Origin of the sequence: Agromyces cavernae (assembly GCF_021044935.1) — a bacterium.
GTDB classification, from domain to species: domain Bacteria; phylum Actinomycetota; class Actinomycetes; order Actinomycetales; family Microbacteriaceae; genus Agromyces; species Agromyces cavernae.
The window spans coordinates 81,262-96,440 of sequence record NZ_JAJNMP010000005.1; the positions used below are offsets into that span (position 1 = coordinate 81,262).

Consider the following 15,179-nt stretch of genomic DNA (forward strand, 5'->3'; position numbering starts at 1 on the left):
CTCAGCTCTCGGAGTGCCCGAGAATGCTGGTCGGGATCGCGACCGCGAGCGCGACGCTCAGGATTCCCCCGAAGAACACCGCAGCCTGGAAGTCCGCCAGCTCGGGCGCGGTGCCCATGAGCCACATGCCGAAGACGAAGAATCCCATGGCGATGATGGTGGCGACGACGTTCACAACGACCTCCAGTGTGCGCTGGCGGCCGATCGCCGCCCACGACAGTCTAGCCGTGGCCCGCCGCTCGGCGCGGCGACGTCGGGCGGGCTCAGTCCTCGATCGGCCCGAGCCAGGCGTTCGCGACGGTCGAGTGCGCCGACTCGTCGTCGGAGGGGTGGAAGATGCCGGCGAGCACGTCGCGGTAGAGGCGCCCGAGCTCGGACCCGGCGAAGTACGTCGAGCCGCCGCCGACCCGCACGGACTGGTCGACCACGTGCTTCGCGGTCTCGGTGGCGCGCACCTTCATGCTGCTGAGCTTCGCGTACCAGAGCGGTCCGTGGTCGACCTGCTCGTCGACGTCGCGGGCCAGCGAGACGAGCTGCGGCAGGAGCGCGTCCTGTGCGATCGCCGCGTCGGCGATGCGCCACCTGATGTCGGGGTCCTGCGAAAGCGGCCGGCCGTCGTACTTCATCGAGGTTCGTCGCCGGGCGGCCGCGACGGCGAGGTCGAGCGCCCGAGCGCCGATGCCCGCGTAGACGCCGGCGAGCAGCAGTTCGAAGCTCGCGAAGATGCCGAAGATGAAGGGGTCGGCATTCGGCCCGGGCTCGAGGCGGCGAACGATTCGATCGGATGCCGCGTACGCGCCGTCGAGCACGGTGGTGCGGCTCTGCGTCGCCCGCATGCCCATGGTGTCCCAGTCGTCGAGCACCTTCACATCGGGGTCTTCGCGGTCGATGAAGCCGTAGACGATCTTCGGGGAGTCGCCGGATGCCGTGTCGAGTCCCATCGTGCCCAGGCGGGTCCACGCGGGTGAGAGCGAGGTGAAGATCTTGCGACCCGTGTACCGGTAGCCGCCGTCGGGCTGCGGTTCGGCGATCGAGCGCGAGCCGAACAGCATGAGGTCGTTGCCGGCCTCACTGATGCCGAAACCGAACACCTCGCCCTCGCCGGCCTCGCGCATGAGGAACTCGAGCGAGTCGTCGCCGCGATCGCGCAGCACCTTCGCGACCCCCGTCCAGACCAGGTGCATGTTCACCGCGAGCGCCGTGGCGGGGGCGGCGCCCGCGAGTCGCAACTGCGCACGCACGGCATCAGCGAGGCTCCAGCCGAGACCGCCGAGGTCTTCCGGCACGAGCGCTCGCAGGTATCCGGCATCGGCGAGCTCGGCGAAGTCGTCGGTGAAGAACGCGTTGTCGCGGTCGTATCCGCTCGCGCGGGTGCGGATGCGTTCGAGCAGGTCGTCGTGCAGCAGGGTCTCTGGCGTCTCGCTCACGCCGCCAGACTACGCCCGGGGCTCCTGCTGCGGCAGCGTCGGCGTGCGCCGCCTGCTGCGTGTCGCCAACCCGATGATGAGTGCGGCGATCGCCGCGACGGCGAGCAGCGCGACGAGCCAGGGAAGCATGACGCCGAACGCCACGCCGAGCCACGAGGCGAACGCGGTGAGGGCGGCCCACCCGGCGAGCACGCCGCTCCAGAAGTCGTCGGGGCGAGGTTCGGGCGCGACCTCCTCGGTGACGAGGTCGACCGTGACGGTCGAGAAGTCGACCTGGTCGACCAGGTAGTCGCGCTGCTGGGTGAGGCTGTCGAGTTCCGCCTGCCTGGTCGTCAGCTCGGACTCGATCGCGATCAGGTCGGTGATGCTCGTCGCGGTCGAGAGCAGCTGCTGCAGGCGATCAACCGAGGCCGTGAGCGCTTCGATGCGCGCGTCGAGGTCTTGACGCTGCTGCGTGACATCCGACGCGTTCATCGACACCGAGGTCACGCTGCCGAGCTCGCGCAGGCTGTCGACGACCCCGTCGAGTTCGTCGCCCGGGATGCGGAGCACGAGTTGCGCGCTCGGCTGCTGCGTGTCGGTTCCCGGTGTCTCGGTGCGGCTCTCGACACGGCCGCCCGCCCGGTCGGCGAGGCCGGCGACGTCTTCGGCGGATGCGATCGGGTCGTCGACCGTGATCGAGATGACTCCCGTCGTGATGACGCTCCGGTCGGGCACGAGCGGCTCGGGCTGCGCGGCGCCGCCCGAGGCGTCTTCGACGGCCTGGTCCCGGGCCTCGCCGGGTGCGGGCGCGACCTCGGCGGGTGTGCCGACGCTCGGGGCGGTCGACTCCCCGGCGCCCATCGAACAGCCGGCGAGGAGCAGGGCGATGAGGGCTACGACCGCTGCCGCGGGTGCGAGTCGTCGCGGGTGCACGGGGTTCATGTGCACAGGGTATTGCCGGGTCGGAACCCGATGTCTGGACTCCGGCTGGGAGTCCCGTCACGATCGGATTGCGCTTTGCTGGGAGTCGGCGAACGGCCCCAACGTTCGGACGCAACCGTGCGTTCAGGTCGGTGCGACTCAGTCGAAGTCGGGGTCGCGGCCCGTGCGCTCGCCGCTCTCGAGCGTCGCGATCGCGGCGAGGTCGTCGGCGCCCAGTTCGAAGTCGAAGACATCGAGGTTCTCGCGGATGCGCGCGGGCGATGACGCCTTGGGAATGACGATGTTGCCGAGTTGCACATGCCAGCGCAGCACGATCTGCGCGGGCGTGAGCCCGTGCGCCGCGGCGAGCCGGTCGAGCACCGGGTCGCCGAGGATGCGACCGCGTGCGAGCGGGGACCACGCCTCGGTGCGGATGCCCCGTGCCGCGTCGAATTCGCGGAGCGCGGCCTGCGGCAGCCAGGGATGCAACTCCACCTGGTTGACCACGGGCGTCACCCCGGTCTCGGCGACGATGCGCTCGATGTGGTGCTCGTGGAAGTTCGCGACGCCGATCGATCGCACCCGTCCCTCGCGTTGCAGGCGCACGAGCGCGCGCCACGTGTCGACGTAGCGGTCGGTCGAGGGCACCGGCCAGTGGATCAGGTAGAGCTCGAGCGACTCGAGCGCGAATCGCGCCATCGTCTCGTCGAACGCGCGCAGCGTCTCGTCGTAGCCGTTGTCGTCCTTCCACACCTTGCTCGTGACGAACAGTTCGTCGCGCGGCACGGGCGCGGAGCGAACCGCCTCGCCGACCTCGCGTTCGTTGCCGTAGAGCGCTGCCGTGTCGAGGTGGCGGTACCCCGCGTCGATCGCCTCGAGGCACAGCCGAACGGCATCGCCCGTCGGCACCTTGTACAGGCCGAAGCCCAGCTGCGGGATCGCGGCGCCGTCGGCGAGCGGCAGGAGCGGGACGGGGGTGGTGGGCTGCGACATCCGTGGGCCTTTCTCAACTGGGCTGCAGGGGCACCGGCTCGGTATCGGGAATGGGGCTCGCGTCGCGTCCGCGCAGGTCGGGATGCCACGGGCGCCCCACGACCGCGGCGAGCATGCCGAGCAGTGCGAGGCCTGCGGCCGCCCAGAACGCGCCCTGCGCGCTGTAGGCGTCGATGAGGAACCCGGCCACGGCCGACCCGAGCGCGGCGCCGATGAGCTGACCGGTGCCGACCCAGCCGTACGCCTCGGCGGTGTCGCTGAACTTCACGCTCGCCGACACGATCGCGAAGAGCACTGCGAGCGCGGGCGCGATGCCGATGCCCGCGACGAAGAGCGTGACCGACAGCCACCAGAAGTCCATGAGGAAGGCGGCGAGCGCCATGCCCGCGAAGACGATGAGCAGGCGTCGGGCGGTCGACCACGGCCCGATCGGCACGTGCCCGAGGAACAGGCCGCCCGCGAGCGATCCGACCGAGAAGATCGCGAGCACGATGCCCGCCTCGGCGCCGTCGTGGCCGAAGACCGCGACGACGCCGGCCTCGAGCGCCGCGCATGCGCCGATCAGCAGGAAGCCCACGATGGTCGCGAGCATGACGGCCGGACGCGTGAGCACGACGCCGAACCGGCGCTTGGATCGTGGGATGCGCACACGGCCGAGTTCGGGCGAAGAGATGAACCAGATGCCGCCGCCGACCATCATCGCCGCCGCGAGGAGGATCGCCTGGAGCGTGCCGATCTGCGTCGCGACGAACGTCGTGACGACGGGGCCGACGACCCAGATGATCTCCTGTGCCGAGGCGTCGAGCGAGAACAGCGGGGTGAGCTGGCGCGAGTTCACCATCTTCGGGTAGATGGTGCGCACGGCGGGCTGCACGGGCGGGGTCGCGAGGCCGGCGACCAGCCCGACGGCCATGTAGAGGGGAACGGTGAGCGGCAGCACGCCGATCGCGACCACGGCGGACGCGCAGATGACGAGTGTGAAGACCAGCACCGGGCGCATGCCGAAGCGGCCCATGAGTCGGCTCGTCAGCGGACCCGCGACCGCCTGCCCGATCGAGGTGGCGGCGAGCACCAGGCCTGCGGCGCCGTACGAGCCGGTCTGCTGCTCGACATGCAGCAGAAAGGCGAGCGAGAGCATTCCCGAGGGGAATCGTGCCGTGAGCTGCGCGGCGATGATGCGAGCGACGCCCGAGGTCTTGAGGAGTTCGGAGTAGCTTCCCACGGTCCGTCCACTCTAGCGACCGCGGCAGATCGGGGCGCATTCGCCGCACGGGCGAATCCGACGCCGCGCAGGCGCCGCGACGGCCCGCCGGTTGCGGGTAGGCTCGGGGTCGGCGACGCGGCCGGATAGAGGCCTGCAGTCGACCGTCTCACCGCAACGACAGAGGTAATCCAATGCAATCCCGACGCCTGCTCATCCCCGCTGCGTTCGCCGCCGCGGCCGCCCTCCTGTTCACCGGCTGTGTCGACAACACCAGCGGCGGCAGCCCTACCGCAGAACCGACGACGGCGCCCGACGTGGCCATCGACGAAGCGGCCGCCGCCCTGCTGCCCGACGCCATCGCCGAGGCCGGCGTGCTCATCGTCGGCACCGACGCCGCCTACCCGCCGAACGAGTTCAAGGACGCGTCGGGCCAGCCCGTCGGCTGGGAGATCGAACTCACCGACGCGATCGCCGCCAAGCTCGGCGTGGGCGCCGAGTACCAGATCGCCACGTTCGACAACATCATCCCGTCGATCACGGGCGGCAAGGCCGACATGGGCATGTCCTCGTTCACCGACAACGCCGAGCGGCAGCAGCAGGTCGACTTCGTCGACTACTTCACGGCGGGCATCCAGTGGGCGCAGCCCACCGGAGGCGACGTGAACCCCGACGACGCGTGCGGCCTGAAGGTCGCCGTGCAGGCCACGACGTACGAGCACACCGACGAGCTGCCCGCGAAGAACCAGGCCTGCCTCGACGCCGGCAAGCCCGCCATCGAGATCCTGCCCTTCGACTCCCAGGACGCCGCCGCCAACGCCGTCGTGCTCGGTCAGGCCGACGCGATGAGCGCCGACTCGCCCGTCACCCTGTACGCGATCGAGCAGACCGACGGCAAGCTCGAGCCCGCGGGCGACACGTTCGACTCGGCGCCGTACGGCATCCCGGTCGCGAAGGGCTCCGAGCTCGCCGCGGCCTTGCAGGCGGCGCTCCAGTCGCTCATCGACGACGGCACCTATGAAGAGATCCTCACCGCGTGGGGCGTCCAGTCCGGCGGTGTCGACACCATCGAGATCAACGCGGGCGCGTAGGCGATCGTGACCATCGACAACTCCAGCCGGGCGGTGGGGACGACCCCGCCGCCCGGCGGGTCGCCCGAGCGGGCGCCGGCGAAGGTCGTCAGGCTGCGGCATCCGTGGCGCGCGGTCTTCGCGGTCGTGCTGCTCGTGCTCGTCGCGCTGTTCGTGATCGATGCCTCGCAGCGAACGGCCTACGATTGGCCCGCGGTCGGCAAGTACCTGTTCGACCGGCGCATCTCCGAGGCCGCGGTGTTCACCCTGCTGCTCACGGTGATCTCCATGATCATCGCGATCGTGCTCGGCATCGTGCTCGCCGTCATGCGGCAGTCGCAGAACCCGGTCGTGAAATCGGTCGCGTGGGTGTACCTCTGGATCTTCCGCGGCACCCCGGTCTACGTGCAGCTCGTGTTCTGGGGGCTCATCGCGATCATCTACCAGACGATCGACATCGGCATCCCCTTCACCGAACCATGGGTCTCGATCCCGACGACGGCGGCGCTGAACGCGTTCTGGATCGCCGTCATCGGCCTCTCGCTCAACGAGGCGGCCTACATGGCCGAGATCGTGCGGGCGGGCCTGCTCTCGGTCGACCCCGGGCAGAACGAGGCCGCCACGGCACTCGGCATGAGCTGGGGCAAGACCATGCGCCGGGTCATCCTGCCGCAGGCGATGCGGGTCATCATCCCGCCGACGGGCAACGAGGTCATCTCGATGCTGAAGACGACCTCGCTCGTCTCGGCCGTGCCGTTCACGCTCGAGCTCTACGCCAGGTCGCGCGACATCTCGGTCGAGATCTTCAACCCCATCCCGCTGCTCATCGTGGCGTCGCTCTGGTACCTCGCGGTCACCTCGGTGCTCATGGTCGGGCAGTACTTCCTCGAGAAGCGATACGCACGCGGCGTCGGAGCCCGGCCCGACACCCCCGCGGGCACGGTGCCCACCGGAGCGATGCCGGCCGTCGAGCTCGACGCCGAGGCCGATCCCGGTTCCCTGCGACACGGAGGTGACGCACGATGAGCGACGAGATGACAGCCGCCGCACGGCCGCAGTCCAGCGCAGACACGACGCCCATGGTGCTCGCCGAGTCGGTCTCGAAGAGCTTCGGCTCGAACGAGGTGCTGAAGGACATCTCGCTCGAGGTCAAGCGCGGCGAGGTGCTGTGCCTCGTCGGACCGTCGGGCTCGGGCAAGTCGACGTTCTTGCGCTGCATCAACCACCTCGAGCGGGTCTCGTCGGGCCGTCTGTCGGTCGACGGGCAGCTCGTCGGCTACCGCGACGGTGGCGAGAAGATCTACGAGATGCACCCGAAGGACGCTGCGAAGCAGCGTCGCGACATCGGCATGGTGTTCCAGCGGTTCAACCTGTTCCCGCACATGACCGCGCTCGAGAACGTCATGGAGGCGCCCGTGCAGGTCAAGGGCGTGTCGAAGGCGCAGGCGAAGGCCCGCGCCCACGAGCTCCTCGCCAGGGTGGGGCTCGCCGAACGCGCCGACTACTACCCGGCGCACCTCTCGGGCGGGCAGCAGCAGCGTGTGGCGATCGCCCGCGCGCTCGCCATGGATCCGAAGCTCATGCTGTTCGACGAGCCGACCTCGGCGCTCGACCCCGAACTCGTGGGCGAGGTGCTCGACGTCATGAAGAACCTCGCCGCGTCGGGCATGACGATGGTCGTCGTGACGCACGAGATGGGCTTCGCCCGAGAGGTCGCCGACACGCTCGTGTTCATGGACGGCGGCGTCGTCGTCGAGTCCGGCGACCCGCGGGAGGTGCTCGCGAATCCCCAGCGGGAGCGCACGAAGGCGTTCCTCTCGAAGGTGCTCTGACCCCGTCGGTCGAGTAGGCGCGCAGCGCCGTATCGAGACCCCGCATGAAGGACTCGATACGCGCTTCGCGCTACTCGACCGGCGCCGCGAGCGCCTTCGCGATGCGTTGCGGCGAGATCGTCTCGGCGGTGCGCAGCTCCTGTGCGAACAGGCCGATGCGCAGCTCCTCGAGCATCCAGCGCACGCGGACGAGTCGTTCGGGCGCCTCGCCGTCGATCGGGATCCGGCCGCCGGCCGCCTCGAACGCGCCGATCGAACCCTCGAGCTGGTTCATCGACTGCCGGTCGCGACCGGGGTTCTCGACGAGCTTGCGCACGCGCAGGCTGATGCCCTCGAGGTAGCGGGGCAGGTGTCGCAACCGCTCGAGCCCCGTCGTCGAGACGAATCCGGCCGGCACGAGGCCGTCGAGTTGGGCGCGCGCATCGCCGAGCGCTGCCATGAGGTGCATGCTCGACGCCTTGGCGATCGCACGGTCGGCCTCGCGCGACGCCTTCACGATGCGGGCGACGAGCGAGACCGTCTCGAACATGCGTTCCATGATGTTCACGGCGATCGCGTCGCGCACGGCCTCGAACTCGGCGCGCGACCGCAGCAGCCCGTCGGGATGCCGGCCGCGCAGTTCGGCGTCGACGCACGCCGCGAGGCAGTCGTCGAGCAGCGCGCGCGTGCCCGCATAGTTGCTCGCCGCGAGCTGCAGCTTCTCGTCGTTCGAGAGATGCTCCTGCACGTAGGGGACGGGCGACGGCGTCACGAGCACGAGCAGGCGACGGATGCCTCGCCGCGAGGCCCGATCGCGTTCCTCGGCCGTGGCGACGAGGCGCAGGGCCACCGACGACCCCTCGTCGACGAGCGCGGGGTACGCACGGATGACGTTGCCCGCCTGTCGTGTGTCGAGGTGGGAGGGAAGCTCGTCCCACTCCCAGGTGGTGATACCCGCGCGCTCGGCGATAGCGCTGTTCGCTGGTTGAGGAGCCCGCGAAGCGGGCGTCTCGAAACCGGGCGTCGCGGCGCCCGGCCGCGAGGCCGCCTGGCCACGAGGCATCCGCTCATCGCGCCTGCCGTCGTCGCGGCCGGCGGCGAACGTCGACGCGACCGCGCTCGCGGCCTTGTCGGCCAGCCGGGTCTGAAGCTCGGCGAGGTCCTTCGAGGAGCCGAGCGTGCGTCCGCGTTCGTCGACCGCGCGGAACGTCACCCTCAGATGGGGCGGCACGCGCTCGACGTCGAAGTCGCTCGGGTCGACGGGGGCGAACGTGAGCCGCCGGATCGTCAGCCCGAGGGTCGCCGCGAAGGCCTCGCGCTCGGCGCCGCGCTCGGGCCCGTCGGGCAGCTCGGCCGAGATCTTCGCGGCCCACTCGGCTGCGGGCACGACCTGCCGGCGCAGCACCTTCGGCAGGGTGCGCAGCATCGCGGTGATGAGCTCGTCGCGAAGGCCCGGCACCTGCCAGTCGAACCCGGTCGACGCGAGCCGGGGGAGCAGCACGAGCGGCACCTGCACGGTCACGCCGTCGTCGTCGGCGCCCGGCTCGAACCGGTAGCGCAATGCGAGCGTCTGGTCGCCCTGGCGCCAGCGGTCGGGGAACCCGGCGTCCCTCACCTGCTCCTCATCGTCGCCGACGAGGTCGGCCGCGCGCATCGAGAGCAACTCGGGGGTCGTGCGGTGCGCGCCGCGCCACCAGCGTTCGAACGAGCGCGTGTCCGAGACATCCGCCAGCACTCGCGTCTCGTAGAACGCGACGACCGCTTCGTCGCCCGCGAGGATGTCGCGCCGGCGGGTGCGCTCCTCGACCTCGCCCAACTGTCGGCGCAGCGCCCGGTTCGCACGCACGAACGCGAAGAGCCGCTTGTCGAGGCGGCTCGTGTCCCAGTCCTCGTCGACGAGGGCGTGCCGGATGAAGAGTTCGCGCGCGAGCGGCAGGTCGACCCGGGCGAGCTGGATGCGACGCTTCGCGACGATCGGCACGCCGAACAGCGTGACCTTCTCGTCGGCGACCGCGGAACCCTGTCGGCGTTCCCACCGCGGTTCGCTGAAGCTGCGCTTGGCGAGCGGGCCGGCGAGATGCTCGGCCCAGGCGGGGTCGATCGCCGCGTTCATCCGGGCGAAGAGCCGGCTGGTCTCGACGAGCTCGGTGCTCATGAGTGCCGACGGCGGCTTCTTCGCGAGCGCCGAGCCCGGGAACACGACGAACCGCGCGTTGCGGGCGCCGACGAACTCGGCCTGCGGTCGGCGACCCTTGCGCTCGCTCTCGCGCGCGGCGCCCGCGCCGCCCCGACCGCTCGACGTCTTCGCGTCGTCGCGCAGGCCGAGCTGCGAGAGCAGCCCGGCCAGCAGGGCACGGTGGATGCCGTCGGCGTTCGGCTCGCCCGCCTGCTGGGCCACGTGCAGGCCGAGCGGCTTCGCGAGCCGCACGAGCTGGCGGTAGAGGTCCTGCCATTCGCGCACGCGCAGGTAGTTCAGGTACTCGGCGCGGCACATACGGCGGAAGGCGCTGCCCGAGAGCTCGCGCTGCCGCGCCTCGAGGTGGTTCCAGAGGTTCAGCAGGGTGATGAAGTCGCTCGTCGGGTCGACGAATCGGGCATGGAACCCGTCGGCCTGCTCGCGCCGCTCGAGCGGGCGTTCGCGGGGATCCTGGATGGTGAGCCCCGCGACGATCGCGAGCACCTCGCGCGAGACCCCCTGCGCCTTCGACTCGAGCACCATGCGAGCGAATCGCGGCTCGATCGGCAGCCGTGACAGCTGCCGGCCGACCCGGGTGAGCTGCGGGCCATCGCCGTGAGCGCCGTCGTCGAGCGCCCCGAGCTCCCGCAGCAGCTCGAGGCCGTCGCGGATGCCGCGGACGTCGGGCGGCGTGAGGAACGGGAACTCCTCGATCGCACCGAGTCCGAGCGACGCCATCTGCAGGATGACGGCGGCGAGGTTCGTGCGCAGGATCTCGGGGTCGGTGAATTCGGGTCGGCGCTCGAAGTCGTCCTCGGCGTAGAGGCGGATGGCGATGCCGTCGCTCGTGCGCCCGGAACGCCCGGATCGCTGGTTGGCCGAGGCCTGCGAGATCGGCTCGATCGGCAGGCGCTGCACCTTCGACCGCACCGAGTACCTGCTGATTCGCGCGGTGCCCGCGTCGACGACGTAGCGGATGCCCGGCACCGTGAGGCTCGTCTCGGCAACGTTCGTCGCGAGCACGACACGGCGCTTCAGGCCGGCGACCTTCGACGGCTCAAACACCCTGTGCTGGTCGGCCGACGAGAGTCGGCCGTAGAGCGGCAGCACCTCGGTCTCGCCAGCCCCGCCGCGCCGGGTCGCGTGCGCTCGCACCGCGGCCTCGGCGTCGCGGATCTCGCTCTCGCCCGAGAGGAACACGAGCACGTCGCCGGATGACTCGCGCTCCAGTTCGTCGAGTGCGTCGAGGATGCCCTGCTGCACGTCCTTGTCGTCGGCGGCCGCGCCCTCGTCGTCACTGTCCTCGCCGGTTCCGCCGGCGGCCTCCGCGACGAGCGGCCGGTAGCGGACCTCGACCGGATAGGTGCGCCCCGAGACCTCGATCACGGGCGCCGGCCGTCCCGCGGCATCCGTGAAGTGCTTCGCGAAGCTCTCGGGGTCGATCGTCGCGCTCGTGATGAGCACCTTGAGGTCGGGGCGCCGGGGGAGCAGTCGCTTCAGGTAGCCCAGCAGGAAGTCGATGTTGAGGCTTCGCTCGTGCGCCTCGTCGATGATGATCGTGTCGTAGCGGCGGAGCTCGCGGTCGCGATGGATCTCATTGAGCAGGATCCCGTCGGTCATCACCTTGATGCGCGTGTCGTCGCTGACGCGGTCGGTGAACCGCACCTGGTAGCCGACGAGCCCGCCGAGCTCGACGCCGAGCTCGTCGGAGATGCGCTCGGCGATCGTGCGGGCGGCGATGCGCCTCGGCTGCGTGTGCGCGATCGACTCCCGGCCGAGCTCGAGGCAGATCTTCGGCAACTGCGTGGTCTTGCCCGAGCCGGTCGCACCGGCGACGATCACGACCTGGTGGTCGCGCAGGGCGCGCGCGATCTCCTCGCGCTGCCCCGAGACGGGCAGCTCGGCGGGGTAGGCGATCGCGGGAATGGGCGCAGGCATAGCCCTCAATCCTACTGACGCTCGTCCTCATTCCAGCAGGCCCCAGGCGCCAGCTCACGCCGCGAGGGATGTGCCCCCGGCCGGAACATGGTGGTTGCCGCGTATCAGGTCGCCGGGGTCGTACGCGTCCTTGATCGCGCGCAGCCGCGCCCAGGTCGCGTCGTCGAAGAACCGGCCGGCGTCGACGGGTCGCTCGACGAAGTTGGGGTATTCGCCGACCTTCAGCGGGGCGAGGACGGCGTCGAGCGCGCCGAGCGGTCCGGTGACGTCCGCGTCGGGACCGTCGGGGACGGCGAGACCGAAGACGAGGATCTCGCCCGGCAGCGTGGCCCGTGCGCCCGCGCCATCCGGCCGCCGCGAGAACCCCGCGCCGGTGTGGCGGAACTGGATCAGCACCAGCGGAGACCCGGGGGCGGTGAGCGGCGCGATCGCGTCGATCGCGTCGCCGGGGAGCTCGTCGACGAGCGCGGTTGTGGAGCGGTACGGAAGCGGATCCTCGGGATCCATTGCGAGCGTGCCGAGGGCGATCGGCGACTGCGCTCCGAGGGTGTCCATGATGGGCCCCAGTTCCTCGAGCGGCTTCAGCAGCCGCCGTGCCTCGCGCTCGGGCCCCAGGTGGGCGGCCATGAGGATGACGAACGACTGCGCGCGCACCTCGGCGGGCACCTCGTCCGCGGGCGGGAAATGCAGCACGGTGACCCAGGTGGTGAGCTCTTCCGGCAGTGTGGGCAGCAGCGCGGTCCACGTGTGCAGCACCTCGCGGGCGCGTTCGACGGGGAAGAAGTACGAGCCCGACGTGAGTTCGGGCACCGGGACGACATCGAATTCGATGGCCGTCACCACGCCGAAGTTGCCGCCGCCGCCGCGCAGCGCCCAGAACAGGTCGGCGTGGTGGTCGGCGTCGACGCGCAGGTGCTCGCCCGCGGCGGTCACGAGCTCGATCGCCCGCACGGCGTTGGTCTGCAGCCCGTGCTTGCGCGTGAGCCACCCGATGCCGCCGCCCATCGAGTAGCCGGCGAGGCCGACGTCGAGTGACGAGCCGTGCAGGCCGGCGAGCCCGAGCTCCGACAGGCGGGGCGCGACGTGCTCCCACTTCGCGGCCGCGCCGACGCGCACGCGTCGGCGCTCCGCGTCGATCGCGACTTCAGTCATGCGCGACGTGTTCAGCAGCATCGTGCCGTCGAGCGGACCGCGAGCGGATGCTCCGTGGCCGGTGCCCTGCGCGGCGACCCGGAGCCCGGCGCGCCGGGCGAGCGCGATGGCTGCGGCGACATCGTCGCGGTTCTCGGGGAGCGCGACGAGATCCGGGCGCTGGTCGTCGAGCAGGTTGAACGTGGCGCGGGCCTCGTTCCATCCGGGGTCGCCCGGCGCGAGCACGCGGAGGTCGGTGCCGGGCGACGTGGTGCCCGGGCGGTCGGTGGGGGTCATGGTGCATCCTTTCAGTGAACGGGGATGTTCGACGAAAGAGTAGGCCGATTGGAATGCGACGTCAATTGATCGAACAGATATGTGCGTAGAATTAAGGGGTGGCACGGAGATACGAGCAGAAGGTGCGGGCCGAGCAGCAGGAGCAGACCCGCCGGCGCATCGTCGGTGCGGCGCTCGAGCTGCACCGCACCGTCGGGCCCGCAGCGAGCTCCTTCAGTGCGGTCGCCGACCGCGCCGGCGTTCAGCGCAGCACGTTGTACCGGCACTTCCCCGATGACCGTGCGCTGTTCCTCGCCTGCTCCGGACAGCACCTCGACGAGCACCCGTTCCCCGACCCTGCGTCCGTGGTATCCGAGACGGGCCCCGAGGCACGCGCCGCGCTCGGCCTCGGCAGCCTCTACCGGTACTGGGAGGAGCACGAGACCCTGGTCGCCAATGTGCTGCGCGACGGCGAGACCGACCCGGTGCTGCATGAGGTGAACGAGCTCCGCATGGGGGCGCCGATCGCCGCGATGCGCGACCTCCTCGTCGATGCGTGGCCGGTTGCGGCGCGGACCCCACGGCTCAGGGCGATGGTCGCGCTCGCCCTCGACTTCCGCACATGGCAGACGCTCGTGCGCCGCAGCGGAATGGCGACCGGTGATGCGGCCGCGCTCATGTCTGCAACGCTCGCGCGCACGGCCATCGATGCCGAGGCCGACGCGGCGGCCTGAGCCGCGGCATCCCGCCTGCCGCTGAGACCATGCCGCTGGATCGTCGCGCCGGTCGTGATCTTCGGCCTGTAGCACGTGTCTTCCTGCCCGATGATGCGGCATCCACCGGCTGACGCGCTGGCATTCGCGTGCAGCGAACCACCTGTCGGATGCCGCTCCTCGCGTGGTGGGATGAATCCCATGACTTCAGTTCCCCGCATCCAACTCAACGACGGCAACTCGATCCCGCAGCTCGGCTTCGGCGTGTTCAAGGTCGACCCGGGCGAGACCGAGCGCCTGGTCGCCGAGGCGCTGGAGGTCGGGTACCGCCACATCGACACCGCCCGCATCTACGGGAACGAAGCAGGGGTTGGGCGGGCGATCGCGAGTTCCGGGGTCTCGCGTGAAGAGCTCTTCATCACGACCAAGATCTGGAACGACGACCACGGCACGCAGTCGGCCTTCGACGCGTTCGACGCGAGCCTCGAGCGACTCGGGCTCGACTACGTCGACCTCTACCTGATCCACTGGCCGACGCCCGCGCAGGACCGCTACGTCGAGACCTGGCGGGCGCTCGAGGCGATCCGGGAGTCGGGCCGTGCTCGCTCGATCGGCGTGTCGAACTTCCTCGTGCCGCACCTCGAGCGCCTGCTCGACGAGACGGCCGTCGTGCCGGCGGTCGACCAGATCGAGCTGCACCCGGCGCACCAGCAGCCCGAGACCGCGGCCTTCGCGGCAGACCACGGCATCGCGGTCGAGGCGTGGGGACCGCTCGGGCAGGGCAAGTACCCGCTCCTCGAGCTGCCCGAGATCGTCGGCCCGGCGGAGGCGCATGGGAAGTCCCCTGCGCAGGTCGTGATCCGCTGGCACCTGCAGCGCGGATACGTCGTGTTCCCCAAGACGACGAGTCGTGCCCGCATGGAGCAGAACTTCGACGTGTTCGACTTCGAACTCGGCGACGACGAGATGCAGGCGATCACGGCGCTCGAGCGCGAGGGTCGCGGCGGGTCTCACCCCGATGCGGTGAATTGAGCCCTCGGTACTCGAATGGCGTGCGGGTGGCGCGGCGATTTCGCACGCGATCAGGCGTCGGATGTCCCGGGCGTGATGCGGCACTCGCTGCGACACGCCCGGGATGCACGCCGGATTTGGCGCTCTCGCGCTGTTCCACGTAGATTTTCTCTTGTCGCCACGGCGGTGCGGAAGGGCCGAGAGCCAGCCGGCCGCGAAGACGAAGATCTTAGCCAAATAGCCTCGAAGTCGCATTGCGACTCGGTGATTTCAAGCCTAAGATAGAACCTCCACCAAGCACGGGCCATGACTTTCGAGTCGTGGCTTGGTCGTGAGATGCGGCCTGCGGAGTTCGGACTGGTATCCGAAACCGTTCGTGAAGTGGTACATTAGATAGGTTGCCCTGAGGGCAGGCCGTGAGGCTGAAACTCGGGTGCGTCCGTTCCTTGAGAACTCAACAGCGTGCACTATGTTCAATGCCAATTTTTTGAACCCCGACCTGCTTTTCGGAGTGGGTGGGATTCCTTTG

12 protein-coding genes are annotated in these 15,179 nt (G+C 70.2%); 5 read left to right on the forward strand and 7 right to left on the reverse strand.

Annotated features, from left to right (window positions below; all coding sequences use genetic code 11):
• Position 1: 1 nt before the first annotated feature.
• The 5 genes from LQ757_RS18690 to LQ757_RS18710 form a co-directional block, all read right to left on the reverse strand.
• Positions 2–175 (reverse strand): hypothetical protein, encoded by a 174-nt coding sequence (locus LQ757_RS18690; RefSeq protein WP_231048799.1) that lies wholly within the window; start codon positions 173–175, stop codon positions 2–4.
• Positions 176–263: 88 nt separating this feature from the next.
• Positions 264–1,427, reverse strand: coding sequence for an acyl-CoA dehydrogenase family protein (locus LQ757_RS18695; RefSeq protein ID WP_231048800.1), 1,164 nt, complete (start codon positions 1,425–1,427; stop codon positions 264–266).
• A 9-nt stretch (positions 1,428–1,436) separates the two neighbouring features.
• Entirely contained in the window at positions 1,437–2,351 is a 915-nt protein-coding gene (locus tag LQ757_RS18700) for a DUF4349 domain-containing protein (RefSeq protein WP_231048801.1), read from the reverse strand.
• 138 nt (positions 2,352–2,489) lie between these two features.
• The gene (locus LQ757_RS18705) at positions 2,490–3,323 is read right to left on the reverse strand and encodes an aldo/keto reductase (protein WP_231048802.1); all 834 of its coding nucleotides are present in this window, start codon (positions 3,321–3,323) and stop codon (positions 2,490–2,492) included.
• A gap of 13 nt (positions 3,324–3,336) precedes the next feature.
• Complete coding sequence (locus LQ757_RS18710; RefSeq protein ID WP_231048803.1) at positions 3,337–4,545, reverse strand: MFS transporter; 1,209 nt, start codon at positions 4,543–4,545, stop codon at positions 3,337–3,339.
• 173 nt (positions 4,546–4,718) lie between these two features.
• On the opposite strand from LQ757_RS18710, the gene LQ757_RS18715 reads away from it, so the two are divergent.
• Genes LQ757_RS18715 through LQ757_RS18725 form a run of 3 tightly spaced genes read left to right on the forward strand, consistent with a single transcriptional unit; the run spans position 4,719 to position 7,426 of the window.
• Positions 4,719–5,615, forward strand: a complete 897-nt coding sequence (locus LQ757_RS18715; protein ID WP_231048804.1) for an ABC transporter substrate-binding protein — start codon at positions 4,719–4,721, stop codon at positions 5,613–5,615.
• Between the two features lie 6 nt (positions 5,616–5,621).
• Complete coding sequence (locus tag LQ757_RS18720; protein WP_231048805.1) at positions 5,622–6,620, forward strand: amino acid ABC transporter permease; 999 nt, start codon at positions 5,622–5,624, stop codon at positions 6,618–6,620.
• Positions 6,617–7,426 carry an amino acid ABC transporter ATP-binding protein gene (locus LQ757_RS18725; protein WP_443591852.1) on the forward strand — a complete coding sequence of 270 codons (810 nt, stop codon included), beginning with the start codon at positions 6,617–6,619 and terminating at the stop codon, positions 7,424–7,426. The genes LQ757_RS18720 and LQ757_RS18725 overlap by 4 nt, the downstream gene beginning before the upstream one ends.
• 70 nt (positions 7,427–7,496) lie before the next feature.
• Here LQ757_RS18725 and hrpA read toward each other — a convergent pair whose 3' ends face one another.
• Both hrpA and LQ757_RS18735 read right to left on the reverse strand, forming a co-directional pair.
• Positions 7,497–11,519: an ATP-dependent RNA helicase HrpA gene (gene hrpA / locus LQ757_RS18730; RefSeq protein WP_231048806.1), complete on the reverse strand. Its 4,023-nt coding sequence runs from the start codon at positions 11,517–11,519 to the stop codon at positions 7,497–7,499.
• Positions 11,520–11,573: 54 nt separating this feature from the next.
• The gene (locus tag LQ757_RS18735) at positions 11,574–12,947 is read right to left on the reverse strand and encodes an FAD-binding oxidoreductase (protein WP_231048807.1); all 1,374 of its coding nucleotides are present in this window, start codon (positions 12,945–12,947) and stop codon (positions 11,574–11,576) included.
• 98 nt (positions 12,948–13,045) lie between these two features.
• On the opposite strand from LQ757_RS18735, the gene LQ757_RS18740 reads away from it, so the two are divergent.
• Both LQ757_RS18740 and LQ757_RS18745 read left to right on the forward strand, forming a co-directional pair.
• Positions 13,046–13,660 carry a TetR/AcrR family transcriptional regulator gene (locus tag LQ757_RS18740; RefSeq protein WP_231048808.1) on the forward strand — a complete coding sequence of 205 codons (615 nt, stop codon included), beginning with the start codon at positions 13,046–13,048 and terminating at the stop codon, positions 13,658–13,660.
• A gap of 180 nt (positions 13,661–13,840) precedes the next feature.
• Positions 13,841–14,671, forward strand: coding sequence for an aldo/keto reductase (locus LQ757_RS18745; RefSeq protein ID WP_231048809.1), 831 nt, complete (start codon positions 13,841–13,843; stop codon positions 14,669–14,671).
• Positions 14,672–15,179: the final 508 nt, after the last annotated feature.

What these genes read in the sequence shown, in the direction of transcription:
- hrpA (WP_231048806.1), bottom strand. Translation starts at nt 11,519, where the DNA reads ATGCCTGCGCCCATTCCCGCGATCGCCTACCCCGCCGAGCTGCCCGTC.
- LQ757_RS18735 (WP_231048807.1), bottom strand. Translation starts at nt 12,947, where the DNA reads ATGACCCCCACCGACCGCCCGGGCACCACGTCGCCCGGCACCGACCTC.
- LQ757_RS18700 (WP_231048801.1), bottom strand. Translation starts at nt 2,351, where the DNA reads ATGAACCCCGTGCACCCGCGACGACTCGCACCCGCGGCAGCGGTCGTA.
- LQ757_RS18705 (WP_231048802.1), bottom strand. Translation starts at nt 3,323, where the DNA reads ATGTCGCAGCCCACCACCCCCGTCCCGCTCCTGCCGCTCGCCGACGGC.
- LQ757_RS18725 (WP_443591852.1), top strand. Translation starts at nt 6,617, where the DNA reads ATGAGCGACGAGATGACAGCCGCCGCACGGCCGCAGTCCAGCGCAGAC.
- LQ757_RS18745 (WP_231048809.1), top strand. Translation starts at nt 13,841, where the DNA reads ATGACTTCAGTTCCCCGCATCCAACTCAACGACGGCAACTCGATCCCG.
- LQ757_RS18715 (WP_231048804.1), top strand. Translation starts at nt 4,719, where the DNA reads ATGCAATCCCGACGCCTGCTCATCCCCGCTGCGTTCGCCGCCGCGGCC.